30 protein-coding genes are annotated in these 24,994 nt (G+C 59.6%); 19 read left to right on the top strand and 11 right to left on the bottom strand.

The features are described 5' to 3' along the window. Positions 1–17: 17 nt before the first annotated feature. From SynBIOSE41_RS16380 to SynBIOSE41_RS16370, 3 genes are read left to right on the top strand one after another with little or no spacing between them, the layout of a single operon-like run. Positions 18–725, top strand: coding sequence for a response regulator transcription factor (locus SynBIOSE41_RS16380; RefSeq protein WP_186541349.1), 708 nt, complete (start codon positions 18–20; stop codon positions 723–725). Further along, complete coding sequence (locus tag SynBIOSE41_RS16375; protein ID WP_370594148.1) at positions 722–1,681, top strand: pseudouridine synthase family protein; 960 nt, start codon at positions 722–724, stop codon at positions 1,679–1,681. Before SynBIOSE41_RS16380 ends, SynBIOSE41_RS16375 begins: the two co-directional genes overlap by 4 nt. A 56-nt stretch (positions 1,682–1,737) precedes the next feature. Next, entirely contained in the window at positions 1,738–2,313 is a 576-nt protein-coding gene (locus SynBIOSE41_RS16370; RefSeq protein ID WP_186538961.1) for a hypothetical protein, read from the top strand. Positions 2,314–2,347: 34 nt separating this feature from the next. On the opposite strand, the gene bchM is transcribed toward SynBIOSE41_RS16370, so the two are convergent. Together bchM and SynBIOSE41_RS16360 are read right to left on the bottom strand one after the other, a co-directional pair. Continuing rightward, complete coding sequence (gene bchM / locus SynBIOSE41_RS16365) at positions 2,348–3,061, bottom strand: magnesium protoporphyrin IX methyltransferase (RefSeq protein WP_066909105.1); 714 nt, start codon at positions 3,059–3,061, stop codon at positions 2,348–2,350. 24 nt (positions 3,062–3,085) lie between these two features. After that, the gene (locus tag SynBIOSE41_RS16360; protein ID WP_186538960.1) at positions 3,086–4,240 is read right to left on the bottom strand and encodes an N-acetylglucosamine-6-phosphate deacetylase; all 1,155 of its coding nucleotides are present in this window, start codon (positions 4,238–4,240) and stop codon (positions 3,086–3,088) included. Between the two features lie 33 nt (positions 4,241–4,273). Here SynBIOSE41_RS16360 and purE point away from each other — a divergent pair, with 33 nt between their 5' ends. The 3 genes from purE (at position 4,274) to SynBIOSE41_RS16345 (ending at position 6,583) form a co-directional block, all read left to right on the top strand. Continuing rightward, a complete protein-coding gene (gene purE, locus SynBIOSE41_RS16355; protein WP_255475843.1) occupies positions 4,274–4,861 on the top strand; it encodes a 5-(carboxyamino)imidazole ribonucleotide mutase in 588 nt (195 codons plus the stop codon). Between the two features lie 80 nt (positions 4,862–4,941). Beyond that, on the top strand, positions 4,942–5,481 hold the full coding sequence (locus SynBIOSE41_RS16350; RefSeq protein ID WP_255475842.1) for an oxidoreductase: 540 nt from the start codon (positions 4,942–4,944) through the stop codon (positions 5,479–5,481). A gap of 19 nt (positions 5,482–5,500) precedes the next feature. Further along, positions 5,501–6,583 carry an AI-2E family transporter gene (locus SynBIOSE41_RS16345; RefSeq protein ID WP_186538958.1) on the top strand — a complete coding sequence of 361 codons (1,083 nt, stop codon included), beginning with the start codon at positions 5,501–5,503 and terminating at the stop codon, positions 6,581–6,583. Here SynBIOSE41_RS16345 and cysC read toward each other — a convergent pair. Both cysC and SynBIOSE41_RS16335 read right to left on the bottom strand, forming a co-directional pair. Then, positions 6,564–7,211 (bottom strand): adenylyl-sulfate kinase, encoded by a 648-nt coding sequence (gene cysC, locus SynBIOSE41_RS16340; protein WP_066909093.1) that lies wholly within the window; start codon positions 7,209–7,211, stop codon positions 6,564–6,566. The two genes, SynBIOSE41_RS16345 and cysC, sit on opposite strands and share 20 nt — an antisense overlap. A gap of 65 nt (positions 7,212–7,276) precedes the next feature. Beyond that, on the bottom strand, positions 7,277–7,603 hold the full coding sequence (locus SynBIOSE41_RS16335) for a translation initiation factor (protein ID WP_186538957.1): 327 nt from the start codon (positions 7,601–7,603) through the stop codon (positions 7,277–7,279). A gap of 38 nt (positions 7,604–7,641) precedes the next feature. Here SynBIOSE41_RS16335 and SynBIOSE41_RS16330 point away from each other — a divergent pair, with 38 nt between their 5' ends. Both SynBIOSE41_RS16330 and trpB read left to right on the top strand, forming a co-directional pair. Next, positions 7,642–8,601 carry a class I SAM-dependent methyltransferase gene (locus SynBIOSE41_RS16330; protein ID WP_186538956.1) on the top strand — a complete coding sequence of 320 codons (960 nt, stop codon included), beginning with the start codon at positions 7,642–7,644 and terminating at the stop codon, positions 8,599–8,601. A 39-nt stretch (positions 8,602–8,640) separates the two neighbouring features. Next, on the top strand, positions 8,641–9,891 hold the full coding sequence (gene trpB, locus SynBIOSE41_RS16325; RefSeq protein WP_186538955.1) for a tryptophan synthase subunit beta: 1,251 nt from the start codon (positions 8,641–8,643) through the stop codon (positions 9,889–9,891). A gap of 17 nt (positions 9,892–9,908) precedes the next feature. Here trpB and SynBIOSE41_RS16320 read toward each other — a convergent pair whose 3' ends face one another. Together SynBIOSE41_RS16320 and SynBIOSE41_RS16315 are read right to left on the bottom strand one after the other, a co-directional pair. After that, positions 9,909–10,901, bottom strand: coding sequence for a heat-inducible transcriptional repressor HrcA (locus tag SynBIOSE41_RS16320; protein WP_186538954.1), 993 nt, complete (start codon positions 10,899–10,901; stop codon positions 9,909–9,911). A gap of 140 nt (positions 10,902–11,041) precedes the next feature. Continuing rightward, entirely contained in the window at positions 11,042–11,392 is a 351-nt protein-coding gene (locus SynBIOSE41_RS16315; protein ID WP_186538953.1) for a rhodanese-like domain-containing protein, read from the bottom strand. Positions 11,393–11,469: 77 nt separating this feature from the next. On the opposite strand from SynBIOSE41_RS16315, the gene SynBIOSE41_RS16310 reads away from it, so the two are divergent. The 10 genes from SynBIOSE41_RS16310 to SynBIOSE41_RS16265 all read left to right on the top strand — a co-directional run bounded on the left by SynBIOSE41_RS16310 (position 11,470) and on the right by SynBIOSE41_RS16265 (position 19,376). Next, positions 11,470–13,107, top strand: coding sequence for a DUF3352 domain-containing protein (locus SynBIOSE41_RS16310; RefSeq protein ID WP_186538951.1), 1,638 nt, complete (start codon positions 11,470–11,472; stop codon positions 13,105–13,107). Continuing rightward, positions 13,085–13,585 (top strand): histidine phosphatase family protein, encoded by a 501-nt coding sequence (locus tag SynBIOSE41_RS16305; RefSeq protein WP_186538949.1) that lies wholly within the window; start codon positions 13,085–13,087, stop codon positions 13,583–13,585. The genes SynBIOSE41_RS16310 and SynBIOSE41_RS16305 overlap by 23 nt, the downstream gene beginning before the upstream one ends. Before the next feature lie 27 nt (positions 13,586–13,612). Continuing rightward, positions 13,613–14,803 (top strand): citrate synthase, encoded by a 1,191-nt coding sequence (locus tag SynBIOSE41_RS16300; RefSeq protein WP_066909317.1) that lies wholly within the window; start codon positions 13,613–13,615, stop codon positions 14,801–14,803. Positions 14,804–14,827: 24 nt separating this feature from the next. Beyond that, a complete protein-coding gene (gene nuoH, locus SynBIOSE41_RS16295; RefSeq protein ID WP_066909075.1) occupies positions 14,828–15,982 on the top strand; it encodes an NADH-quinone oxidoreductase subunit NuoH in 1,155 nt (384 codons plus the stop codon). Positions 15,983–16,037: 55 nt separating this feature from the next. Beyond that, the gene (ndhI, locus tag SynBIOSE41_RS16290) at positions 16,038–16,694 is read left to right on the top strand and encodes an NAD(P)H-quinone oxidoreductase subunit I (protein ID WP_186538947.1); all 657 of its coding nucleotides are present in this window, start codon (positions 16,038–16,040) and stop codon (positions 16,692–16,694) included. Then, the gene (locus SynBIOSE41_RS16285) at positions 16,691–17,290 is read left to right on the top strand and encodes an NADH-quinone oxidoreductase subunit J (protein ID WP_067096234.1); all 600 of its coding nucleotides are present in this window, start codon (positions 16,691–16,693) and stop codon (positions 17,288–17,290) included. The genes ndhI and SynBIOSE41_RS16285 overlap by 4 nt, the downstream gene beginning before the upstream one ends. 18 nt (positions 17,291–17,308) lie before the next feature. Beyond that, a complete protein-coding gene (nuoK, locus tag SynBIOSE41_RS16280) occupies positions 17,309–17,641 on the top strand; it encodes an NADH-quinone oxidoreductase subunit NuoK (RefSeq protein ID WP_066909066.1) in 333 nt (110 codons plus the stop codon). A 16-nt stretch (positions 17,642–17,657) separates the two neighbouring features. Then, positions 17,658–18,599: an NAD(+) kinase gene (locus SynBIOSE41_RS16275; RefSeq protein ID WP_186538945.1), complete on the top strand. Its 942-nt coding sequence runs from the start codon at positions 17,658–17,660 to the stop codon at positions 18,597–18,599. Positions 18,600–18,609: 10 nt separating this feature from the next. Continuing rightward, on the top strand, positions 18,610–19,116 hold the full coding sequence (locus SynBIOSE41_RS16270; RefSeq protein ID WP_186538943.1) for a CYTH domain-containing protein: 507 nt from the start codon (positions 18,610–18,612) through the stop codon (positions 19,114–19,116). Between the two features lie 74 nt (positions 19,117–19,190). Further along, on the top strand, positions 19,191–19,376 hold the full coding sequence (locus SynBIOSE41_RS16265) for a hypothetical protein (RefSeq protein WP_074159334.1): 186 nt from the start codon (positions 19,191–19,193) through the stop codon (positions 19,374–19,376). Here SynBIOSE41_RS16265 and SynBIOSE41_RS16260 read toward each other — a convergent pair. Next, positions 19,333–19,611, bottom strand: coding sequence for a LuxR C-terminal-related transcriptional regulator (locus SynBIOSE41_RS16260; protein WP_066909057.1), 279 nt, complete (start codon positions 19,609–19,611; stop codon positions 19,333–19,335). The genes SynBIOSE41_RS16265 and SynBIOSE41_RS16260 overlap by 44 nt on opposite strands. A 91-nt stretch (positions 19,612–19,702) precedes the next feature. On the opposite strand from SynBIOSE41_RS16260, the gene SynBIOSE41_RS16255 reads away from it, so the two are divergent. Further along, positions 19,703–20,596, top strand: a complete 894-nt coding sequence (locus tag SynBIOSE41_RS16255) for a methylenetetrahydrofolate reductase (protein ID WP_186538942.1) — start codon at positions 19,703–19,705, stop codon at positions 20,594–20,596. Here SynBIOSE41_RS16255 and SynBIOSE41_RS16250 read toward each other — a convergent pair. The 4 genes from SynBIOSE41_RS16250 to SynBIOSE41_RS16235 form a co-directional block, all read right to left on the bottom strand. Next, positions 20,577–21,755, bottom strand: a complete 1,179-nt coding sequence (locus SynBIOSE41_RS16250) for an NDP-sugar synthase (RefSeq protein ID WP_066909051.1) — start codon at positions 21,753–21,755, stop codon at positions 20,577–20,579. The genes SynBIOSE41_RS16255 and SynBIOSE41_RS16250 overlap by 20 nt on opposite strands. Positions 21,756–21,799: 44 nt before the next feature. After that, entirely contained in the window at positions 21,800–22,699 is a 900-nt protein-coding gene (locus SynBIOSE41_RS16245) for a segregation/condensation protein A (RefSeq protein WP_186538940.1), read from the bottom strand. Positions 22,700–22,797: 98 nt separating this feature from the next. Further along, positions 22,798–24,468 carry an NAD(P)H-quinone oxidoreductase subunit 4 gene (locus SynBIOSE41_RS16240; protein WP_186538938.1) on the bottom strand — a complete coding sequence of 557 codons (1,671 nt, stop codon included), beginning with the start codon at positions 24,466–24,468 and terminating at the stop codon, positions 22,798–22,800. Between the two features lie 306 nt (positions 24,469–24,774). Then, positions 24,775–24,930, bottom strand: a complete 156-nt coding sequence (locus SynBIOSE41_RS16235) for a hypothetical protein (protein ID WP_186538936.1) — start codon at positions 24,928–24,930, stop codon at positions 24,775–24,777. Between the last annotated feature and the right edge of the window lie 64 nt (positions 24,931–24,994).

Here is a 24,994-nt window from a genome sequence, read left to right as displayed (position 1 = left end):
CAACCCAATCAGAACAGCTGGCTCAGTCAGAACAGCCAACAGTTCGCCTGCTGCTGGTGGATGATGAACCTGGACTACGTTCTGCCGTGCAGGCCTACCTCGAGGATGAGGGGTTTGATGTCACGACTGCTGTTGATGGTGAGGATGGTTTCGCCAAGGCGCAGCAGATGCTGCCGGATGTGGTGATCAGCGACGTGATGATGCCCAGGCTCGACGGCTACGGGCTGCTCAACAAGCTCAGAGCTGATGAGCGCTTGGGTGGCACCCCTGTGATTTTCCTCACGGCCAAGGGCATGACGGCGGATCGCACCCAGGGCTATCTGGCGGGTGTGGACGATTACATCCCCAAACCCTTTGACCCGGATGAGCTGGTGGCGCGCGTGAGCAACGTGGCCCAGCGTCAGCAGCGGCTGCTGCAGGAAGCAGCCCGCTTCGCAGATGCCGACATGGGGCAGATGGCAAAACAGATCACTGAGATTCGCTCTCTGCTGGCCCAGGCGGAGGCACTGCCTTCCAGCGAGCCTGTGCAGCACAATTTCACGCCCAGGGAATCCAGTGTTCTGCAACTGGTGGCGGAAGGGTTGATGAACAAGGAAATCGCCCGCCAGTTGGAGACATCAATCCGCAATGTGGAGAAATATGTGAGCAGGTTGTTCATCAAAACCGGTACATCCAGCAGAACCGAGCTGGTGCGTTACGCCTTGCAGCATCGTCTGGTGGAGTGACCTGCCAACAGGCAGAGCCTTTGCCTGAGGGTTGGCGTGCAGCCGCACTCAATCAGGGATGGATGTACAGGGACATCACGCACCTTGGTAACCAAGGAACTCTGATCAGTGCGCTGCTGGCCGAGCGTTATCCCCACTCCTGCGAAGACGTCTGGCTTCGCCGAATCGCAGCGGGTGAAATCCGACTCAACGGAAAGCTTCTGTTCAAGGATCGACCGCTGCCCGCCCAGGCGGAGCTGCTCTGGCACCGTCCTGGATGGATCGAGCCAGCGATCCCCGACAGCTGGTCGGTGGAATATGACGATGGGGATCTGCTGGTGATCAACAAACCCTCCGGACTGCCGGTGATGCCGGGTGGAGGCTTTCTGCAGCACACGCTGGCGACGCTGTTGGATCAGCGCAGTCGGCTGCTGGGTGAGCCCCTGGTTCCAAAGCCCGTGCATCGTCTTGGTCGCTTCACCTCCGGACTGCAGGTCTGTGCACGCCAGCCGACCACCAGAGCCGCCCTCTCGCGATCTTTTCAGCCTGCTTCAGGAACCCGCAAGCTCTATCACGCCTGGTCACAGCGTGTTGCAGGGCTCGAGTTCGGTAAGTCTCTTGTGGTGAAGACGGATGTGGTTGAGCGGCCCCATGCCTTGCTGGGCTGGGTCTGGGGGCCGCTGCCCCAATCGGATGGGTTGATCCGGCGACGACGAACAGCCCACAGTGAACTGAAGCTGCTGGACCGCTGTCCGCAGGGAGACCGTCTGCAGGTGGCGATCACAACGGGACGACCTCACCAGATCCGCATTCATCTCGCGCAACTGGGGTCTCCCCTGCTCGGTGATCCGCTTTACCTCAACGACCAGCGCATCAGCGATCTGGCCACTCCAGGAAACGGGGGTTATCGCCTTCATGCCTGGCGTCTGCAGCTGAATGATCTGCATCTCTGTTGTGAGCCGCCATCAACGTTCTGATGCAGCTCAGATTCACCATGCGTTGTCAGCATCGAGTGAGTTCAGACGTTGATGCCATGCCGAGGTCGGTTTCCGCAGTTGTTTTTGGGTCGCTGCTGTGTCTGCTGGCGGGCTGTTCCACCGGCGGTTCCGGAGCTGATCAACGGCAGTCCAAACAGCTCAAGGTGTTGTTCTGCAACGTGAAGTCAGGCACCTTCATCGATGCCAATCGTGATTCAGTCCTGTCGGTGGGGGATTCGGTCAGCTACAGACTGGCCGTGGCCCGGCTGGGTGGAGCTGTGCAGAGCTGTGAACAGCCGAACGGTTCGTTCTATGGGCTCGAAGAGGTGATCGAACGACGAGTCCATGACGGCGAAACCGTGTTTCTGACTCATGCCCAGGGAACCCTGACCTTCAAGGACGGCAACATCCAGACCCGCTCTCTTGGCTCGCTTCAGCTCAGTGCCGGTGTGACACCAAGTCTGGAATCAGGATCCATGCAACTGCCGCTTGGAGATCTCTTCCCCAGTAATCACGGTGCGACCCTGATCGGTCAGGGAGGCGCTTTCAGTGGCTATGTGGGGTCGGCTGACTTTGTCAGTGCCACCCCTCCCTACGCGCTGCTCAAGCTGCACAGTCAGTTCCCTTCCTGATGGGCCTCGAGCCATGGCCTGTTCGAGGCGTTGTTTAGGCCTTGTGAAATTCGATCAGCCTTGAGAAGTAAAAAGGCGCCTTGTTGAGGCTGCGCCTTACGGATTTGAAGCCGCTGGCTTCCGCGGCCGCCACAATCCCTTTTTCCTTGAGGGTGTAAGCGCGGGTGGTTTTGCTGGGGCCTGGGAACAACTGGCCGATGCCTTTCAGAGCTGCCAGGAGCGGTGTGTAGGGCGCGAAGCTCACGATCAGGCGCTGTTCGGTGAGAGAGCAGAGGTGTCGCACCATCTCTTCCGCAGCCTCCTGGGGGTAGTGAATGAACACATCCAGACAGCACACGGTGTGGAACGAGCCGCTGAGACTTTCCAGATCGCTGGCCGCGAATTGGAGCTTGGACATGTCCAGGCCTGCATCACGTGCCCGGCGCTCCGCTTCCTCGGCCATCGCTTCAGAGATGTCGCTGGCATGGATGAAACCGGCTCCCATCCCTGCGAGGGGGATGCTCAGACTGCCGACGCCGCAACCGGCATCGCAGAAACGCACGTCGTGGAACTGGCCACTCTCCTCGATCCAGGCCAACACCTCATCAACGGTTTTCTGGTGCCCGATTCTGATATTGCGCTGGACCTTGTTGACGTCATTGCTGTCGCTGTAAATCCGGTTCCAGCGATCGAAGCCCGTCGTCTCGAAATAGCCCTTCACCTCCTTTTTCTCGGCCTGCTTGTCATTCAGCAGTTGCTCGGGGGCCATCAATTCATTCGCAGCGGCGGAATCTTAAGCAGCCTGCCGCCAGGCCAGCTTGCGTTCCGATTCGTTCCATTGCCAGCGCAGCAGATTGCTCAGTACGTCTCCAATCAGAAAGCAGTCTTGAAGACTCTCTTGGAGCACTTCTCTGGGCGCCATGGTGGCGGCCCAGATCGCGCCATCCGCATCACCGCTCCAGCTGGCCAGCCTGCAGGTCCCTTCGAGCAAAGGCAGGGTCACACCGGCCAGGGTGCCGTCTTCAAGCCGACAGGTGCCGTTTTTCACCAGGAGCACGCGCTCGTCCCAGCGATGTTCACCATCAGCCAGTCCGTAGGGAGCCAGGGCATCACTTACCAGCACCAGCTGATTCCCCACCAGCCTCTGCAGCAACACCGCAGTGGTGGGATGCACATGCACGCCGTCGGCAATCAGCCCAAGAGCAATGTCTCCGCGTCGGCAGGCTTCCCCCAATGGTCCCGGAGCGCGGTGGTGCAGTCCCGGCATGGCATTGAAAGCATGCGTGATCATCTCGACGCCCTGCCTGAAAGCCAGGGCTGCCTGATCGGCATCTGCTGTGCTGTGACCCAGAGCCACATGGATGCCGAGCTTCTTCAGCTGGCTGATCAACTCCTGAGCGCCCGGTTGCTCCGGCGCCAGGGTGATCAGGCTGATGTCGGTTTCAAATCCGGCGATCCGTGCCTCCAGGGCTGCGACGCTGGGAGCAGCAATGTGCTCCAGCGGGTGTGCACCTCGCCGTGCTTCCGCTAGGAACGGGCCCTCCAGGTGTGCTCCCAGCAGCTGGCAGCGGCCGGCTTGATGCCGTTCACGGGCCTGCCGGAGCACGGCCAGGGATTGGCGTAATGGGGCCACTGCACAGGTGACCAGGGTCGGAGCGATCGCCTCAACGCCATCGCGCCAAAGCAGCTCCAGCAACTGCAAGAGCCTTGGCAGATCCTGCTGCGTAAGTTCCGTGAAGGCCAGGCCAAGCCCCCCATTGATCTGCAGGTCGATCCCCCGACGACTGAGTCTGTCCCCCTGCCAGCTTTCACCGGCCATCGCTCCACCGGCGGGCATGGGCCCGGCAGCTGTGATCAGATTGTGATCATTCAGGGTGAGCCAGGACAGACCGTCAGGGTCGTTGCTTCCGGGGCGCCAGGGCAGACGCACATCGGTGATCCGACGCATGCGGTTGGGCCGGCCTCAGGCCGGTGCGGGACGATGGCAGTCTCGCTGTCCTTCCGGTTCTTGCCTGTGGCCGAGTTGCCATCGCCCCCCATTGATCCCGGTGCCGCGCCCAGGGTCGCCGTGATCATGGGCAGCGATTCCGACCTTCCCAGCCTCCAGCCTGCCGTGCTGGTGCTGGAAGAATTGGGCGTGGCGGTGGAGGTGCGGGTGCTGTCCGCCCACCGAACGCCTCTGGAGATGGTCAGCTTCGCCCAGCAGGCTCGCCAGCGCGGTCTGGCTGTGATTGTGGCCGGAGCCGGCGGTGCCGCCCATCTGCCAGGAATGGTGGCCGCACTCACAACCTTGCCTGTGATCGGGGTGCCGGTGCAGAGCAAAGCACTCTCCGGTGTCGACTCTCTGCATTCGATCGTCCAGATGCCTGGGGGTATTCCGGTGGCCACGGTGGCGATCGGCGGTGGTCTGAATGCCGGCTTGCTGGCTGCACAGATCCTCGCCGTCGAGAGTGGTGAGCTGGCGGAACGACTTGAGGCCTATCGCCAGCAGCTGCATGACACCGTTGTGGATAAGGATGCCCGCCTCAAGGATCTGGGCAGTCGTGAGTATCTCGAGCGAATGGAATGATGCAAACAGGATCTCGGCCGACCATTCGTTCGACGGTTTTGATAACGCTTCTTCCAGCGGCCTTGCTGTATTGGATTGCGTTGGCTTGGAGTGCTGCTGAGGACATCAGCTCAACGAAGGTGTTGCGTGATCTGGCTCAGGCCTGCGATGCCCCATTGGGTCAGGGATTTTTATCGAGTGTTGGCTATCTGCTCTGGATGGCTGCGGCTGCGATTGCTTTATTTGCAGCATCAACGCATCTGATAAGAGGGTCCAGTGTTAATAGTCAGTTTGCATTCTGCGGTGGTGGTTTTTCGTTGTGGCTCTGCCTTGATGACATGTTTCTGGTCCATGATCGTTATCTGGGTCAATCGTTCCTCTACGTCACTTACAGCGTCTTCACGGTGTTGCTTCTCGTCTGTTTCCGTGAACCTTTGAAGAGGTTTGCTGGAGACTCATTCCTGCTCTCAGTGGTTTTCCTGGGGTCTTCGGTTTTGATTGACGCTTTCCAAGGAATCTTCCCGGCTTCCTATGAAACCGTTCAATTGTTTGAGGAGGGAGCAAAATTCCTCGGTATTGCGGCCTGGCTCGCCTTCTGGTGCCATTACGTCAATGCCACATCAAAGCTGAGCTCAATTTGATCTGCAGCTCCTGTCATCGATGACGTCCTGGCCAGCCTGGATTCGCTGGGGATTGGTGCTGCCGTTGCTGACCCTCAACCTGTTCGTAATCCGTCAGCTTCTCCTGCCGCTGGCTCCGTTTCCGGGCCTGTTCCTCACCGCGGCGTTGATTGCGTTCCTGCTGGATATTCCCTGCCGCTGGCTCACCGGTCGGGGGATTCGCCGCTGGGTGGCGATCGTGTTCGTCACCCTCGCCACGATCGGTGCACTGGTCTTCGCTGCGCTGACCCTGGTGCCGCTGCTGATTGAGCAGCTTGGTCAGTTGATCAATGCTTTGCCTGGACTGCTCCTGGCGGCTCAGGAGTGGGTCAACCGTCTTCAGGAGTGGGCATCAATGCGTGGACTGCCCACTGAGTTTGGAGACCTCAGCAGTGATCTGCTCTCCCGTGCAAGCACCGTGGCCAGTCAGCTCAGTCAGAGCTTGCTGAGCATCCTCGGGGCCACACTCGGCACCACGATCAACACGGTGATCGTGCTTGTTTTGGCGGTGTTCTTCCTGATCGGAAGCGACTCGATCACGAAGGGCCTGGCTCGCTGGCTGCCTGATGAATGGCGTGCTCTGGTGACCAGCACGCTGGTTCGCACCTTCCGTGGTTACTTCGGCGGTCAAGTGATCCTGGCGCTGATCCTGACGCTGGGTCAGATCGTGGTCTTCACCCTTCTTGAGATCCCCTATGGAGTGCTGTTTGCAGTACTGATCGGTTTCACAACCCTGATCCCCTATGCCAGCGCTTTGACCATCGTCGCTGTGAGTGGCTTACTCGCTTTTCAGAATCCCAGTACAGGCCTCGAGACTCTGGTGGCCGCGATCGTGGTGGGTCAGATCGTCGATCAGGTCATTCAGCCGCGTCTGATGGGAAGCATCGTGGGGCTGCAGCCAGCCTGGCTGCTGATTGCCCTGCCCCTGGGAGCGAAGGCCGGAGACCTTTACGGCCTCGGAGATCTGTTGGGTCTGCTTCTGGCAGTGCCTGTCGCCAGCTGCCTCAAGACGTTTGTGGATGCCTGGGCAGAGCATCAGGGCATCCACGCGGTCGTCAGTGACGTCAGTGCTGGGCCGGAATGATTTGCCGGGAGATCAGCTCGTTCACAACCTGATCCACGCAGTTGGCGAGGTCTGCTGCGCCGGTGTCGACAGAGAGTTCCGGGGTCTCTGGTGCTTCATAGGGGCTTGAGATCCCCGTGAATTCTTTGATTTCGCCAGCACGTGCCTTCGCATAGAGACCTTTGGTATCGCGCTGTTCGCACACGTTCAGATCAGCGGCACAGAAGATTTCGATGAAATCACCTTCGCTCACCAGGTTGCGTGCCTTGTCGCGGTCAGCACGGAACGGCGAGACGAATGCCGTCAAAACGATGGCACCGGAATCCAGAAAGAGTTTGGATACCTCTCCGATGCGGCGGATGTTCTCCTCGCGGTCGGCATCGGAAAAACCCAGGTCCTTGCAGAGGCCATGGCGAATGTTGTCGCCGTCGAGCACGTAGGTGGTAAGTCCCCGCTTGAACAGGGCCTGATTGACCGCATTGGCGAGTGTGCTCTTGCCTGCACCGCTCAGGCCTGTGAACCAGAGGATGGCGCTGCGGTGTCCCCGTTGTTCAGCGCGGGCTGCTCGGTCAACCGATGCCTGATGCCAGGCGATGTTGGTGGACGCACCCTGGTTGGTGAGCTTGCCGTAGCTGGACGAAGCGGTCATGGGGATCCGGCGGTCTCGGGCCGCCATTGTCCCTCAGCTTGTATCTCTCCAAGCCTGCATTGGCCTCAGCCCCCAGCTCGCTTGGGTCGGTACCCCTCTTTGTTGAGCAGTTCCAGCGCCATCTCCACCTGATCGCCTTGAAGTTCGATCAGGCCGTCTTTTGCGGTGCCACCGCTGCCGATGCGTGTCTTGAGTTTCTTCAGCAGTGCTTTGAGGCCTTCTTGGTTGAGCTCCAGACCGCGGATCACTGTCACTGTCTTGCCGCCCTTTCCACCTCGGGTCGGCTGCACTCGAACCATCTGCTGGGCTTTCGCGGTCGGTTGCTTCCCTGGGCCGCTCGGCCGCTGCAGACTGTCTGTGTTACCGAATTCCTGCCACCCGCCTTTCGGCATCGCTTCTGCGCATCCGACACCATCCTGCCGTTCTCGTGATGACCGACTCTGCGTCTACGCCTCGATGGGCTGACTCAAGCCAGGGCCTTGGTCGCTGGATCGAACGTCTGATCGGTATCGCTCTGCTGAGGCGTCCCCTGTTCTTCCAGGCACGACAGCTGATTATTCGCACTGCAGAACGTAACGGCATTCCCTGGAGAGTCCGTCGCCGGGAACTGCAGCAGGCTGCAGCGCCGTTGTTGTCGAGCACCATCACTCCCGGCCTTGTGCCGCCGGCCTATTACGTGGCGCGTTTCCATGCCTATGAACAGGGCAACCTCTGCTGGCAGGCTGCTGCCGAAGCGGAGCAGGCCACCGATGCCATGGCCCTGCGCATCTGGCCGGAGGAATCGCTGGCGCCGTCCGTGGCGCAGACCCGCCTGAGGGATGAGATCCATCGCGTCGTGGCGCCCTTCCTGAACGACTCCATTGATCAGGTGCTCGATCTTGGCTGTTCAGTGGGTGTGAGCACCCTGCATCTCGGCCGCTGGTTGCGTGAGCGGGCTGAGCAGCGCCAAGAGCCCGCACCTCGGATTCAGGGTCTGGATCTTTCACCCGACATGCTCGCGGTCGCCCGGGTGCGGGATCGGGAGAGACTGGTGGATGGCTGGTTGCATGCAGCCGCGGAGGACACAGGTTTGGCGGATGCGTCCTTTGACCTGATCAGCCTCCAGTTCGTCTGCCATGAGCTGCCTCAGGACGCCACCCACGCCGTTTTGGGGGAAGCTGCGCGCTTGCTGCGGCCAGGAGGTGCTTTGTTGATGGTTGACCAGGATCCCGCCTCTTCCGTTCTTCAGCGCCTGCCGGCGGCGGTCGCCACATTGCTGAAAAGCACCGAGCCCTACATCGAGCAGTACTTCAGCCTCGACATGGCGGCGGCTCTGCGGGCAGCAGGGTTCCGGAATCTTCAAATCACTGCCTGTGATCCACGGCATCGCGTGATTGCCTGCTTACGCTGAACCGACGCTTCAAAGGCCGCGCGCGCGGTCAGCTGCATCTTGACCAGCACCCTGCCACCCAAGCCCACTGCTCAGGACCTGGCCGTCAGCTCCAGGCCAGCCTCCTCCGGTCGTTTCGGCCGTTTCGGTGGTCAGTACGTGCCTGAGACTCTGATGCCTGCCCTGGCTGAGCTCGAGAAGGCCGCGGCGGAGGCCTGGAACGATCCGGCTTTCACAGCCGAGCTCAACCGCCTGTTGCGCAACTACGTGGGCAGGGCCACACCTCTTTATGAGGCGGAGCGGCTCACTGCGCACTACCGCCGCAGTGACGGCGGACCCAGGATCTGGTTGAAGCGTGAGGACCTTAACCACACCGGTGCTCACAAAATCAACAATGCACTGGGGCAGGCGCTGCTGGCCTTGCGAATGGGCAAAAAGCGGATCATTGCGGAGACAGGAGCTGGTCAGCACGGGGTCGCCACGGCCACGGTCTGCGCCCGCTTCGGCCTGGAGTGTGTGGTGTACATGGGTGCTGAAGACATGCGCCGTCAGGCTCTGAATGTGTTCCGCATGCGTCTTCTTGGTGCCAGCGTTCAGCCTGTCACCGCCGGCACAGCCACACTCAAGGACGCCACCAGTGAGGCCATTCGTGACTGGGTGACGAATGTGGAGACCACGCATTACATCCTCGGATCAGTGGCGGGTCCCCATCCCTATCCGATGCTGGTCCGCGACTTCCATGCGGTGATCGGCGAGGAAGCAAGGGAACAGTGTCAGCAAGCGTTCGGCCGTTTGCCGGACGTGCTGATGGCCTGTGTTGGTGGGGGTTCCAACGCCATGGGGCTGTTTCATCCCTTCGTGGAGTGCAGCGATGTGCGTCTGATCGGAGTTGAGGCTGCCGGTGATGGTGTCTCCACAGGCCGTCATGCCGCCACGATGACTGAAGGCACGGTCGGAGTGCTTCACGGTGCCATGAGCCTGTTGCTGCAGGATCAGGACGGGCAGGTGCAGGAAGCTCATTCGATCAGCGCCGGCCTGGATTACCCCGGGGTCGGTCCTGAACACAGCTATCTGCGCGAGATCGGACGGGCCGAGTACGGCGCCGTCACTGATGCGCAAGCGCTCCATGCGTTGCAACTTGTGAGTCGACTGGAGGGCATCATTCCTGCCCTTGAAACAGCCCATGCATTCGCCTGGCTAGAGATCCTCTGTCCAACCCTGCCGGACGGCACTGAAGTTGTGCTGAACTGCTCTGGACGTGGTGACAAGGACGTGAACACGGTCGCTGATCAGCTTGGCGACGCACTCTGAAGTGTCAGAGCGCATGCTCAGCTAAGCAAGCGCTCCAGGGTGACTGCGACGGAGTTCACGGCTGCACGGGCTGTTGCGTAGGCCATCCGCATCGGCCCGATCAGGGCAACCTGTCCCACACCTCCGTCACCGCTGCGATAGCTGGCATGCACGACTGAGCAGCGGCTGAGTGCTGTCTGCGGATGCTCCTGGCCGATCCAGACTCTTCCGTCGGACCAGGCAGGCGCGGGAACAAATGCTGCCGGATCGCTGTCCATGAGGTCGAGAAGAGGTCTCACTCTGGCGCTGTCACTGAATTCGGGTTCGGCCACCAGCCTCGACACCCCATGCACCAGAGGTGCCTGCTCGATCGGGCGATGAGAGGGATTCCCGTTTTCCAGGGCATCCTTGAGTGCCTTCCCACAGGGTTGCAGCTGCTGTGGAAGAGAGCTCCAGTCCAGTGTCCCGGCCTGCAAAAGCTGGTCTGAGGTCCAGCGTTCCAGGGCTTCCACCTGACCGGCACAGCCGTGGGGCAGCCGCAGATTGAGGTGATCGGCCTGGCTGGAATCGCCCACGAGCATCACCAGCAGGCGATCTTCACTGCGGACCAGGCGAATGGTTCGGAGCTGGCTCTGGGATCGTTGCGGCGGGCTGATCAGGCTCATCAGTCCTGTGAAATCCGTCAGCCGGCGCGCCAGCTGCAGCAGCAGATCATCCAGTGCCGCCCAGCGCAGACTCAGCTGGGTCAATTCCCGCTCCAGGTGATGGGCCCCCGCGCCGGGTTCGGGCAGCAGGCAGTCCACATAGTGGCGGTAGCCCTGGGGGCTTGGAACCCGACCCGCCGAGGTGTGGGGTTGAGTCAGGAGTCCACGTTGCTCGAGAGCTCCCATGGCCGAGCGCACCGTGGCCGAACTGGCCTTGATCCCGAATCGCTGCACCAAGGCTCTGCTGCCCACCGGTTCGATGGTGTCGACGTAATGGTGGACCGTGGCCTGAAGGACCTCCTGCTGTCGACGGGGCAGCGGCTTCACGGGGAGCACCTTGCAGGTGTCGATCCTACGAAGAATCCGAAACGACGATTCGTTCCTGTCATGAATGCACGCTGTTGGGCTGACTGGCGCAACGATCAGTAGCGCAGCGATCAGTGGCGGGGCGATCAGTGGGGCGGTGTTCAGTAGCGCGGCACTGCCGAATCCACCATGACGCTCCAGGCGTCAATGCCACCCTCGAGGTTCCACACGTCCAGTGACGGCCGATTCTCGAGCAGCCAGCAACCGAAATTCCAGCTGCGTACACCGGCATGGCATAGCACCACGATCGAGCCATCCTCTGGCAGCAGCTCATCAATGCTGCCCATCCAGTTTTCAGCATCACTCAGGGGCAAATGCCGGACCGGATGTGGAAATGGAGCGATCGCCAACTCTTGTTGCTCCCGCACATCCACAACGGTCAAATCGGCGTTCTGGCTGAGCCAGTCGTTCAGTTCCCTGGCTTTAAGGGGTTTGGGGGTGGGTCCATTCATCGCTTCAGTCTGGCGTCGGGCTGGCACAGCTCCGTGGATGGATAGAAGATGAGCACCATGTGCTTCACCGCCTGTTCATGAAAGGGCGCTCGTTCCTGTTGGCTCTGGTCGCCGTGGCCATGGTGCTGCTCACGCTCGCACTGGGGTTCTGGTGGGCCATGGCTCGTCAGAGCCCGCTGCGGATCATGGACCGGTCACTTGAGTTGCCCCGGGCTGCACGTTTCATGCCCAGTGATGCAGCCCTGACCTTGCATTGGCTGGTTGATCCACGTCAGGTACCTGCCTATGCCCAGGCTGTTGCACCAGTTCGCCAACGCCACGTGGTGAATGAAAGCACCCGTCAGCTCAGAGATGGTGTTTTTGCTCTGGCCGGACTTGACTTCGAAACGGAGCTGGCCGGCTGGATTGGGCCCGAGGTCAGCTTTGCCCTGCTGGACGCTCCGGCTCAGCAGTCCGGTGAACAACCCAAGGAGGGCTGGGTCCTGGCACTGTCGAGCCGCGATCAAGACGGGGCCAAACGCTTTCTGCAGCGTTTCTGGCAGACCCGCAGCCTGGCAGGCACGGATCTGCAGATTTCCCGCTACCGCGGCATGGGACTGATCAGCGGTCGTGGTGCCCTGCTGGGAAGGGATCCACAACCGATCGCCACGGCCTTGATTGATGACGATCTGCTGTTGCTGGCTTCAGGGCGAGGTGTGCTTGAACAGGCGCTTGATGTCTCCCAGCTGGAAAGTCAGCATCAGCTTGGAGACCCTGTTCTGGCATCTGATCTGCAGAGCTTCGGTCGCGGTGCCGCTGTTCTGATTGCCAACCCTGCTGCCATGGACCGCTGGCTGGGGGTCCCCTCCGTGATCACGGCCCGCGAAGACCTGCAGGGGCTGGTGGCAGCGCTGACACCGCAGGGCTCTGATCTGGCGCTTGATGCCGTGGTCCACTTCCGTGAGCCTCGGATTCCTGTGGTGTCTCAGATGACCGACAGCGATGCATTACTGAGAGATGCCGGCGGTGATGCGGAGACAGTCGCACTGCTGACGAACCCTGCAGCTCTGCTGGCTGCCGATGCCAATGAGCCCCTGGCCCAGTGGATTGCTCCCCTTCTGCGGCAGTCGCTGGAATCCGTTCCGACCGGGGCCGCGGCTGCGGTCGTCGGACTTGACGAGGGGCCCATGCTCTGGCAACAGGGGCCGCAGGGCTGGGTGCTGGGCACCCGGCCTAACCGTCCCGATCCCGACATGGTGGATGGGAAGCTTCAGCAGCTCGGATTGACAGGCTCAACCCTCGACAGCGAAGGCCAGTCTGTTCAGGTCTGGACCCGTCTTGCCCGTCAGCGCCGTCGCGGCGAGGAGTCGCTGCAGGCTGAGCTCGCTGTCGCTCTGGAACGCCATGCCGGTGTGAACTGGTGGGCAGAGACGCTGGATGGTTTGCGCCGTCGCGGTGAGAGTGGTGATCTGATTCAGCGACAGCAGCAGTTGCAGGAGCTCGATTCTGCGAGCCAGTCAGGGCTGGCTCAGCAACTGGCATTCGCTGCGGCCCCCAGTCGCTCACACCTGGGTCAGTGGCGACCCTGGGGGCTGGTGCAGGGTGTGGCGGGTCGATCACTGCTGCCGGCTGTGAAAGGGTTGTCCATCGCCGCTGGGGCTGACCAGAACGCCGGCTCCGTGCAGGATGAACGTGTGAGCAGCTTGCGTCTGCGTGCGCGACTCCAGCTCGGTTGATCTTCTTCTCCTGCGCCATGGCATTGCCGCAGAACGTGTGTCGGGCCGTGATCATCCGGATCGCCCCCTGACCGATCGCGGCATGCGGCGAACCCTGGAGGTGGTCCGTCAACTGCGGATGCTGGATGTGCAGGCGGATTCGCTGATCAGCAGTCCTTACCGGCGAGCCAGGCAGACCGCTGAGCTGGCGATCCAGGCTGGGCTGGCGCAGTCGATCTGTCTGGATTCAGCCCTGAAGCCAGGCGGTGACCCGTGGCCTCTTGTCTCCCGCTTGTCCGGCTGTTGCCTGTTCGTCGGCCATGAGCCGGATCTGAGCACTCTTGCGGCGAACCTGATTGGAGCACCCTTAGGGAGCCTGCGTCTGCGTAAGGCCGGATACTGCCATCTCAGTTGGCCGGCTCATCTGAGCGATCCTCGTGGTCAGGCGGAACTCCAGGCATTGCTCAGGCCTCGTCTTTTGCTCCCGCGCTCCGTTTAAGTTGCCCTTGCGTTGAAGCGGAGGTTGGTGAGTCAGAACGATGGTGCCGAGATCCGTCATGAGCGAACCGGTCTGGTGTTCCGCCCCGGACTTGAGGGGGTGCCTGCCACCCAGTCGTCCATCTGTGACATCGACGGTCATGCGGGCTGCTTGTCCTATCGCGGCTATCCCGTCGACGATCTGGCCACCCACTGCAGCTTTCTTGAAACCACCTATCTGCTGATCTGGGGGGAATTGCCGACTCCTCGGCAGTTGCGCGACTTTGAGGACGAAGTGCAGATGCACCGACGCGTGAGTTTCCGCGTCAGGGACATGATGAAGTGCTTCCCATCCGATGGGCATCCGATGGATGCTCTGCAGTCCAGTGCTGCGTCTCTTGGTCTGTTTTATTCCCGTCGTGCCATCGACGACCCTCAGTACATCTATGACGCGGTCGTCCGGTTGATCGCCAAGATCCCAACGATGGTCGCTGCCTTTCAGCTGATCCGCAAAGGCCAGGACCCCATCCAGCCCAGGGATGATCTTGCCTATTCCGCCAACTTTCTCTACATGCTCATGGAGCGTGAGCCGGATCCAATGGCCTCAAGGATCTTTGATCAGTGCCTGATCCTGCATGCGGAACACAGTCTCAATGCAAGCACCTTCAGTGCTCGCGTCACCGCCAGCACACTCACCGATCCTTACGCGGTTGTCGCCTCAGCTGTCGGCACGCTGGCGGGCCCTCTTCATGGCGGAGCCAACGAAGACGTCCTGGCGATGCTGGAGGAGATCGGTACGCCAGATCTGGCAGCTGGCTACCTCGATGAGGCCATGGCCAGCAAGCGCAAGATCATGGGATTCGGTCACCGTGAATACCGCGTCAAGGATCCTCGTGCTGTGATTCTTCAGGCTCTTGCGGAAGAGATGTTCAAGCGATTCGGTCACGATGAGATGTACGACGTGGCCAGAGCTCTGGAGGCAGCGGCGGAAACCCGTCTTGGCCCAAAAGGGATTTATCCCAATGTGGATTTCTATTCCGGACTTGTGTACCGCAAGCTGGGTATTCCCAGAGATCTGTTCACTCCGGTCTTTGCCATTGCAAGAGTCGCCGGCTGGCTTGCTCACTGGCGTGAACAGCTTGGTGCCAATCGGATCTTCCGACCATCTCAGATCTACACAGGCAGTGATCTGCGCCAATGGTCGCCATTGGAGGCGCGTGTTCCAACCATCACCACTTAAGTTACATTCATCACACCTTTGCTCATGGTGACTTTCCTCGCCACCAGCGCACCGGCTCTGGTCAGTCCAGGCCTGGATCTTGAACGAAGTTTCAGTCAGGCTCTTGAAGGTTTCGGTCTGTCTGAGCAGGCCGCTCGATTGATCTGGCTGCCACTACCCATGCTGTTGGTGCTGGTGGCGGCAGTGGTGGGGGTTCTTGTCACCGTTTGGCTCGAGCGCAAAATCTCAGCAGCGGTTCAGCAGCGCATTGGACCTGAATATGCGGGTGCGCTCGGCGTTCTTCAGCCCCTTGCTGATGGCCTCAAGTTGCTGGTGAAGGAAGACATCATTCCTGCCAGGGCGGACAGTCTGTTGTTCACTCTCGGCCCGGTTCTGGTCGTCGTTCCAGTGATTCTGTCCTGGTTGATCGTCCCCTTCGGTCAGAACCTGCTGATCAGCAATGTGGGAGTGGGCATTTTTCTGTGGATTTCCCTCAGCAGCGTTCAGCCGATCGGTCTGCTGATGAGTGGTTACGCCTCCAACAACAAGTATTCCTTGCTTGGCGGTCTCAGGGCAGCTGCACAGTCGATCAGCTACGAGATTCCTCTCGCGCTCGCCGTGCTTGCGGTTGTGATGATGAGCAATTCTCTCAGCACCGTCGACATTGTCGACCAGCAAACCGGAGCGGGCATCCTCAGCTGGAACATCTGGCGTCAGCCTGTTGGCTTTCTGATTTTCTGGATCTGTGCCCTGGCGGAATGTGAACGCCTTCCCTTCGACCTCCCTGAGGCGGAGGAGGAGCTGGTCGCCGGCTACCAGACTGAGTACGCCGGGATGAAGTTCGCTCTCTTCTACCTCGGCAGCTACATCAACCTGGTGCTGTCAGCTCTGCTGGTTTCAGTGTTGTATCTAGGGGGCTGGGGCTTCCCCTTGCCCGTGGAATGGCTGGCCGGCTGGCTGGGGCAATCGGTCGATGCTCCCCTGGTTCAGGTGATCACAGGAACCACAGGCATTGTGATGACTGTGCTGAAGGCCTATCTGCTTGTGTTCATCGCAATCCTGCTGCGCTGGTCGACGCCGCGGGTGCGTATTGACCAGCTTCTTGATCTCGGCTGGAAGTTCCTGCTGCCACTGGCCTTGGTGAACCTGCTCGTGACCGCAGCTCTGAAACTTGCCTTCCCGGTCGCCTTCGGGGGTTAGGTTTAATTACCTAGGCTCTTGTTCAGCGGTCTTTCCGTCTTCCCTCCCTCAGGCCATGTTCGGTTTTCTCAAACAGGTTGGTGACTACACCAGAGATGCCGTGGATGCGGCGCGCAATCTCACCCAGGGTCTGGCCGTTACCTTCGACCACATGAAGCGCCGTCCTGTGACGGTGCAGTACCCCTACGAGAAGCTGATCCCCTCTGAGAGGTACCGGGGGCGCATCCATTACGAGTTCGATAAGTGCATTGCCTGCGAAGTGTGCGTGCGGGTCTGCCCGATCAATCTTCCCGTGGTCGACTGGGTGATGAACAAGGCCACCAAGAAGAAGGAGCTGCGCAACTACTCAATCGATTTCGGCGTTTGCATCTTCTGTGGCAACTGCGTGGAGTACTGCCCCACCAACTGCCTCTCGATGACTGAGGAGTATGAGTTGGCTGCATTTGACCGTCACAGCCTCAATTACGACAACGTCGCACTGGGGCGTCTCCCCACCAGCGTGACCACCGACCCCTCAGTTCTGCCTTTGCGCGAACTTGCTTACCTTCCGGCCGGAGAGCTGGATCCCCATGTTGTGGACCCTGATCGTCCTCGTGCCGGTCAGCGCCCCGAACAGGTGTTGGCGGCCATGAAGTCAGCTGCAGCTTTGACAACAGTGGATGCGGGAGAATCGACCACAGCGTCCACTGATCGCAAGGAGGGTGCCGAATGACGATTGCAGCATCGACGCAGCTGATCTGCTTCCTGGTGCTCAGCTCTGTGGTTGTGCTGGGAGCCCTCGGAGTGGTTCTGCTCAGCAATATCGTCTATTCCGCCTTTCTGCTTGGGGGCGTGTTCCTGGCGGTGGCTGGTCTGTATCTGCTGCTCAATGCCAGTTTCGTGGCGGCAGCCCAAGTGCTGGTGTATGTCGGTGCTGTGAACGTGCTGATCCTGTTCGCGATCATGCTCGTCAACAAAAAGGAAGACCTTGCCCCGATTCCAGGGTTGACCTTGCGCCGACTGCTTTCAGGTGGGGTCTGCGCCGGCCTTTTCGCCCTGTTGACAAGGGTTGTTCTCACCACCCCGTGGGCAGAAGGGCCGGAGCCGATCGGAGAAGATGCCACGGTTCGAATCGGTGAGCATCTCTTCACTGATTATTTGCTTCCTTTTGAGCTGGCCTCAGTTCTGCTGCTGATGGCCATGATCGGAGCCATTGTGCTGGCTCGACGTGATGTTCAGGCCGTCGATCCAGGAACTGGCGAAATCGCCGACCAAGGCCTGATTGAAAAGGCTCGGACTCCCCTGCTGGTTGATCAACCACCTTCCTAACCTCACCTGCTTCTTCTCATGCTCTCCGAGCTGCTGTCCGGTTCCGTTCCTCTTGAGGCTTATCTGCTTGTCGCGGCAGTGCTTTTTTGCACTGGCGTCTGGGGGCTGATCAACAGCCGCAATGCTGTCAGGGTGCTGATGAGCATCGAGCTGATGCTCAATGGTGTGAACATCAACCTGATGGCGTTCTCCTCCTATGTGGATGGCCAGTTGATCCGTGGTCAGATTTTTTCAGTGTTTGTGATCACCGTGGCGGCTGCTGAAGCTGCAGTCGGTTTGGCCATTCTTTTGTCGCTCTATCGCAATCGCGTCACAGTGGACATGGAACGCTTCAATCTTCTGCGCTGGTAGGGCCGGCGCCCTCATTATGCGTCTGCAACGGGTCTGGTTGATCTACAGGGCTGAAAGCCCTCTGGCTCTGAAAGAGGCCAAGGCCTGCGCCAAGACGCTGGAGTCTCTAGGCGTGACAGTGTCCGTTGCGATGAGCGGTCTTACTGCCGATCCCTTCCCAGGTCTTCTCGCGTCGGAACCGGAACTCCCTGATCTGGCGGTGGTGCTTGGAGGCGATGGCACAGTTCTTGGTGCTGCAAGGCATCTGGCTGTATACGACGTGCCGATTCTCTGTTTCAACGTTGGTGGTCATCTCGGCTTCCTCACCCATGAACCTGGGCTGATTCGGCGTGATGGTTTGTGGCGTCGCCTGCAGGATGATCATTTCGCGATGGAGCGCCGCATGATGCTGGAGGCTGTCGTGAATCGCGCGGATGACCTCCACTGTTCCGTGTCTGGAGAAGGAGGCCAGGCCGAGGATGAGACTGAGCGTCACTGGGCTCTGAATGATCTGTATCTGCGTCCCTGTCAGGAAGATCTTGCGCCCACCTGCACCCTGGAACTTGAGATTGATGGGGAAGTGGTCGATCAGGTGCGGGGTGATGGTCTGATCCTGGCGACACCAACCGGTTCAACCGGCTATGCCATGGCGGCAGGAGGACCCATCCTTCACCCAGGAATCGACGCCATCATCGTGAGCCCCATCTGTCCGATGAGTCTTTCCAGCCGTCCGGTGGTGCTTCCACCCAGATCGAGATTGGTGATCTGGCCCCTTGGAGATGGATACCGACCGGTGAAGCTCTGGAAGGACGGCGCCAGTGGGCCGGTGCTGTGTCCTGGTGAATGCTGCGTGATTCAAAGGGCTCCTCACCATGCGCTGATGGTTCAGCTGGAGCAGTCGCCTTCCTACTACCGCACCCTTTCACGCAAGTTGCACTGGGCTGGGAGCCTGGTGGACACCATGCCCTCGCCCAACTGACAGCTCAGCGATGCCCCTTGAAATCGAACGCCGTTTCCTGGTGACAGGGTCCGGCTGGCGTGCCCATGCCGGAGAGCCACAGCACCTCAGGCAGGGTTACCTGGCTTCGAGTGAGGAAGGTTTCACCGTGCGGGTGCGGCTTCGGGCGGATGGAAAAGCCTGGCTCACGCTCAAGGCACCGGCGGAGGGAATCGCTCGCCATGAATTCGAATACGAACTGCCGTCTACCGATTCCGAAGCCCTTTGGACGCTTGCGCCTCATCGGTTGATCAAGACCCGTTTTGCCTTGTCACTGCCTGGTGGCGACTGGGTGGTGGATTGCTTTAAAGGAGGTAATGCACCGCTTGTGTTGGCGGAGGTGGAGCTCAGTGACGCCTCAGATCTTTTTGACCCACCCGAGTGGTGTGGTCAGGAGGTCACCGGCGAGGGCCTGTGGAGCAATGCAGCACTGGCTTATCAGCCGATTTCAAGCTGGTCTCTGGAGATGAGACAGCGCCATGGCCTGGAGCTGACTTAAAACAATCACCCCACGACTCTTGAAAGAGTCTTTGGTTTTCCTTTAGATTTGGATTGGGAATGGTGAAGTGACTCGTGCACGGCCTTTACGACCACGACGGAATTCTGCGGTTCATCGGACTGGACCGGGAGGCCTGTGTCGCGTATGCCGAGCTGTTCGATCTTTCTCTGGCCAGGTGCTCCCTGATGGATCTGCCTGTGCCTCTGCCGCTGGCGGTCAGGACGCGTCAACGGATGATTCCGGGAGCAGGCAACAGTTGAAGCCGTCGCGGCAGATTTTTCCGTGATCCATGGCCCAATTGAGCAGGGCGACTCTGTTCTTGGAGCCAGTTTTGGTGAACACGTTGCTGACGTGATTGTCGACCGTTCGTTTGCTGATGGTGAGCCGCTCTGCAATCTCCTGGTTGGTCAGTCCCTCTGCCACCAGTTCGATGATTTCAACCTCCCGGGTCGAGAGTGAGATGTTCGAGGACCCATGTCCATCGCCATTCACCATGCTGGACACCGACGATTCTTCCAGCCCCATCCTAGGCATTCATTCCTGACCGGCGATCTTCCATAGTGTCCTTCAGAAGCATTTGAAGGGTTTGGGTTCAGCGCTGCAGCGCAGTCTTGAGGCTGGTGCCGTCACCGTCACGGCTGAGGTGATGCCGCCCCGAGGGGGAGATCCCAGTCATACCCTCGCCATGGCCAATCTCCTGCGCGACTGGGTTCAGGCCATCAATGTCACTGACGGCAGCCGGGCTGTGATGCGCATGAGCAGTCTTGCGGTGTGCCGCTTGCTTTTGGACGTTGGCCTTGAACCTGTGCTGCAGATGGCTGGGCGTGATCGCAATCGCATCGGGATTCAGGCGGATCTACTCGGTGCCCATGCGCTCGGCATCCGAAATTTGCTTTGTCTCACGGGCGATTCAGTGAAGGCTGGTGATCAACCTGCCGTTCGCCCGGTGCATGAACTGGAGTCGGTGCGGCTGCTGCAGCAGGTGAGCGCTTTCAACCGGGGTGAGGACCCAGTCAAGGAGAGCCTGCCCGACGGCCCCACAGCCTTGTTTGCTGGAGCTGCCGCTGATCCGCACTGTGCAAGCTGGTCGGGGCTCAAGCGCAGGCTGGAGCGTAAACGCGAAGCAGGTGCTCGTTTTGTTCAGACCCAGATGGTGATGGACCCGCAGGTGCTGGAGCGTTTCTGCCGTGAGATGGCTGCTCCGATGGAGATGCCTGTTCTGGCAGGGGTGTTTCTGCTCAAATCGGCCAGGAATGCCAGCTTCATCAATCAGAAGGTCCCTGGAGCCAACATTCCAGACAGCCTGATCGCGCGACTGGATGCCGCCTCAGATCCTGCGGCCGAGGGCATCGCCATCGCGGCTGAGCAGGTCCGTCAATTTGCCGGGATTGCTCATGGCGTTCACGTGATGGCCGTGAGAGCGGAAGAGCGGATTCCTGAGGTGCTGGAACGCGCTGGGCTCAGCTCGCAGCAGTCGTGAGATCAGTCCCGAGCAGTTCGGCCATCGCTTTCTGCTGAGGAGAGGGTTCAACCAGATCCTGGCGCCTGGCATCGGTGATCAACCAGTCGAGAGCAGCTTCCTGAAGATCGAAATGGTCGCCATTTTTGCCGACGCAATAGCGGCCGAACACCAGCTTTTCAACGAGCTGGACGCCTGCGCCGATGCGTGAGTAGTCGAAGATGATCGAATTATCGATCGTGGCACCTTCGCAGATGTGGCAGCTGGGCCCGATCATCGTGGGACCAATCAGCGTTGCGCCGTCTTCGATCTTGGTCATGCCACCGACGTAGACGGGCCCCTGAACGTCGATCCGCTCCCAGTTGGCCGCCACATTCAGACCGGTGTAGACCCCGGGACGAACCTCTTTGCCAGGAATGCCCACCTGGCGAACGTCACCCTGAAGCACACTGCGGATCGCCCGCCAGTAATCGGGAACCTTGCCGATGTCGACCCATTCGAACTCCATGGGCAAGGCATAGAACGGTGCACCGACCTCAACCAGCTTTGGGAAGAGATCCGAGCCGATATCGAAGGACTCACCCGAAGGGATGTGTTCAAAAATCTCTGGTTCGAACAGGTAGATGCCTGTGTTGATGGTGTCGCTGAGGGCTTCGTCCACTTTCGGCTTTTCCTGGAAAGCCTGAATGCGTCCTTCTGCATCGCTCACGACAACGCCGTAGCTGCTGACCTGTTCCTTCGGCACACGCTTGGTGATCAGGCTGGCGAGAGCACCCTTCTCCCGGTGTCGTCTCACCGCTTCGCTGAGATCAAGGTCGATCAGCGCATCGCCACACAACACCACGAAGGTGTCATCGAAGAACGTCTGGAAATCCTGGATTTTCTTGAGCCCGCCAGCGGAGCCCAGAGCGTCTCCGATCAGTTCGCCATCTTCGATGCGGCCTTCGAAGCTATAAGCGATTTCAACACCAAATCGCTGGCCGTCCCGGAAGTAGTTCTCGATCTCCTCGGCCAGGTGGGACACATTGACCATCACCTCTGTGAAACCATGCTCCTTGAGCAGTTCCAGCAGGAACTCCATCACCGGCTTCTGCAGGATCGGAATCATCGGTTTAGGGATCACATGCGTGATCGGCTGAACCCTTGTTCCTTTGCCCGCGGCCAGGATCATCGCCTTCATCGGCGTTACAGGCTTACAACGGATAAGCCAACATAAGGGTGTGGTTAGGCGGCCACGGCCCCCTCGGCCGGCATGACAGCTGGCACGTCAATGCTGGCTAGAGGCATTTGGGCCATGGTGCCTGGAGCGAGCAGGCGTTTGAGTCGGATCGGACCATGCAGGGAGTCCATCTGCTCCAGCTCGACCTGGCCTTGTGAGGACAGGAAAAGGAGCGCCCAGAAGACGCCCACGCGGTCCTTGTCCAGGTCGTCGTCGGCAACGTCATGCCACTGTGTCACCAGGTGTTCGAAATTGACCCATTGCAGGGCTGCCTCCCAGCTGTTCAGAAAGACACTCATGGCAGCTGTGGTTTCAGGCAGTTTCTCCCGGTGAGCAAGAGCCGCCACTTGAGCGATCGCTTCCTTATTGGAATAGCGCTTCTGACGCTGACGCCGGCGCATTTCCAGTTCGTCTGATTCGAGCTGTTCCGCAATCGATTCCAGTTGTTCAATCAGTTCCCCAAGCGTCACCGGGCGCCGCAGCGGTGGTGGAGCCACCGGTCGGCGTTGCAGGTGCCGCTCGGGGTGGCGAGGAATATCGAAGCTTGGATCAAGCCAGCCCTGGTCAGCAAAATCCGCTTCAAACATCTCCTCCACGTCTGGTTGTGGCGGAAACGTGCTGGCTTCAAGCACTTCCGCCTTCAGGCCCACCAGCACAGACGCTGCCAGGAAGGCCTCACTGCTGTCGGCCAGGTCACGTTCATAGCTTCCGCCACGTCGCTTCAAGGCTTCCTCCACCTGGCGAGGAACTTCGATCCGTTGTTTCAGCTGATCCAGAAAGCCGTCGACCACAGCGATGACATCCACATCCCATGGATCGAGATCACCCTGCTGAGCAGCATCCTGAAGGAGACGAATGGCGAGCCTGGCCCCGGCATCAGCTCTCTGACTCAGCCCGGCATCCATCTCAGCCTGTGGCCGTCTTCAGGAAAAATACCGGTGATGGATTGATCGGGCCAGCCCCTCGCGGCTTCAGCTCCTCAGCTTCCTGGCCGCGTCAAGGATCAGGATCCGTTGTGGGAAATCAGCTGAGGCGCCTTGAGCATGGCTGGCGCCAGAGTGCCACTGCGAATCAGCGGTGCAGTCGGACGGCTGATCACCTCCATGGCTGCAACATCTCGGTCAACCAGTGCTTCGATCGCTGTGCGGTAACTGTCAGTCATTAGACGCGGGTAGAGACCGATGCCGATGATTGGCACCAGCAGGCAGCCAATGATGTAGATCTCACGGGGCTCCGCATCCACCAGGTTGGTGTTGGTGGTGAGCTGGGCGTTCTCCTTGCCGAAGAAAATTTCCCTCAGCATGGAGAGCAGATAGATCGGCGTCAGGATGACACCGATCGCGGCCAGTCCGTCGATCACGATCCTGAAGCTGAGCGTGTAGGCCTCGTCGGTGGCGAAGCCTGTGAACACCATCAATTCACTGACAAATCCACTCATGCCTGGGAGTGCGAGCGATGCCAGGCAGCAGACGGTCCAAAGCGCAAACATGACCCGCATCTTCTGGCCCACGCCACCCATCTCATCGAGCTGCAGGGTGTGGGTACGGTCATACGTGGCACCCACAAGGAAAAACAGGCTGGCGCCGATCAGGCCATGGCTGATCATCTGCAGCATCGCGCCGCTCGTTCCCAGAGCGCTGAAGCTGCCGATGCCAATCAGCACAAAACCCATATGGCTGATGGAGCTGTAGGCAATTTTGCGTTTGAGGTTGCGCTGAGCGAAGGATGTGAGTGCTGCATAGATGATGTTGACCACACCCAGAACCACCAGCAGTGGTGCGAACTGGGCATGCGCTTCAGGCAGCATTTCTGCGTTGAAGCGCATCAGGGCATAGCCGCCCATTTTCAGCAGGATTCCCGCCAGCAGCATGTGCACTGGTGCTGTCGCTTCCCCGTGAGCATCCGGTAGCCAGGTGTGCAGCGGAACGATCGGTAGTTTGACTCCGAAGGCGATCAGCAGACCGGCATAACAGAGCAGCTGAAATCCTGTGCTGAATCCTTTCTGTGCCAGCACGCTGTATTCGAAGTTTGGGGTGCCGCCTCCCATGAAGCCCATGGCCAGAGCCGCGAGCAGGATGAACAACGAACTGCCTGCTGTGTAGAGGATGAATTTTGTGGCAGCGTACTGACGCCTCTTGCCGCCCCAGATGGCCAGTAACAGATAAACAGGCAGCAGTTCCAGCTCCCAGGCCAGGAAAAACAGCAGCATGTCCTGGACTGCGAAGACCGCGATCTGGCCACCATCCATGGCCAGAATCAGAAAGAAGAACAGCTTGGGTTTGAAGGTGACCGGCCAGGCGGCCAGCACCGCCAGAGCGGTGATGAAGCTGGTGAGCAGGATGAGAGGCATGGACAATCCATCTGCACCAACGGCCCAGGTGAGTCCCAGATTCGGCAGCCAGCTGACACGTTCGGAGAGCTGCAGGCCACTGAAGCTGGGGTCATAACCGCTCAGATAGGCAGCCACAGTGATCAGAAAGGTGATCAGGGCGATGCCAAGAGCGAACCAGCGGACCTGTCGCCCTTCTCCCTGATCAGGGATGAAGGGGACGATCAACGCGCCCACGATCGGGAACAGGATGGAAAGACTCAGCCAAGGAAACTGAGCTGGAATGATTCCTGCTGCGATATCAGCTGCAGGGTCAAAGGGAGCACTGACGGCAAACTCCAGCAACGAAAAGGCCTTTCACCACTATTCGGAGTGTAGAAATCCTGGCTGTGCTGGCACTGAGTCGATAGGCGTTGACACACATAACCCGGATTGATGTGCTGATCTGCTGATCAGCCCTCTCCAGAACCCTGAACAACAGGAAAAGGTTGATCCTTTCTGTAACCACAACTTGTGGGGTTGATGACATGTTCGCTGCATTCATCTTCAAGTCCTCAGTGGTCGATCCAGATCGCTTCTCAGGATTCAGTGGGACCAGGTCGTTGTTTTCAGAAGCAAAGAACCACTCGGTCCAGCAACAAAAAAGCTTCCTCATTGAAGCAGCTTGAAGTGGTCGAACAATCGATAGAGATCTGCAGACCTCAGATCAGAAACACCGGCAATATGGAGTTCAGGTGGATCATCAACAACATCAGCCAAAAGGCCCTGGTCAGCGGGAGTAACCAGCAGTTGCTGGAACGATTGCAAGGCGAAGGCTTCTCACACAGAACCGGCACTTCGAGCGCGACCAACCCGTTGAGGCTTGTTCATG

It is taken from the genome of Synechococcus sp. BIOS-E4-1 (assembly GCF_014279995.1).
In the GTDB taxonomy this organism is placed as follows: domain Bacteria; phylum Cyanobacteriota; class Cyanobacteriia; order PCC-6307; family Cyanobiaceae; genus Synechococcus_C.
The sequence above is the reverse complement of the archived record's forward strand: the minus strand, read 5'-3'. Positions and strand labels throughout refer to the sequence as shown.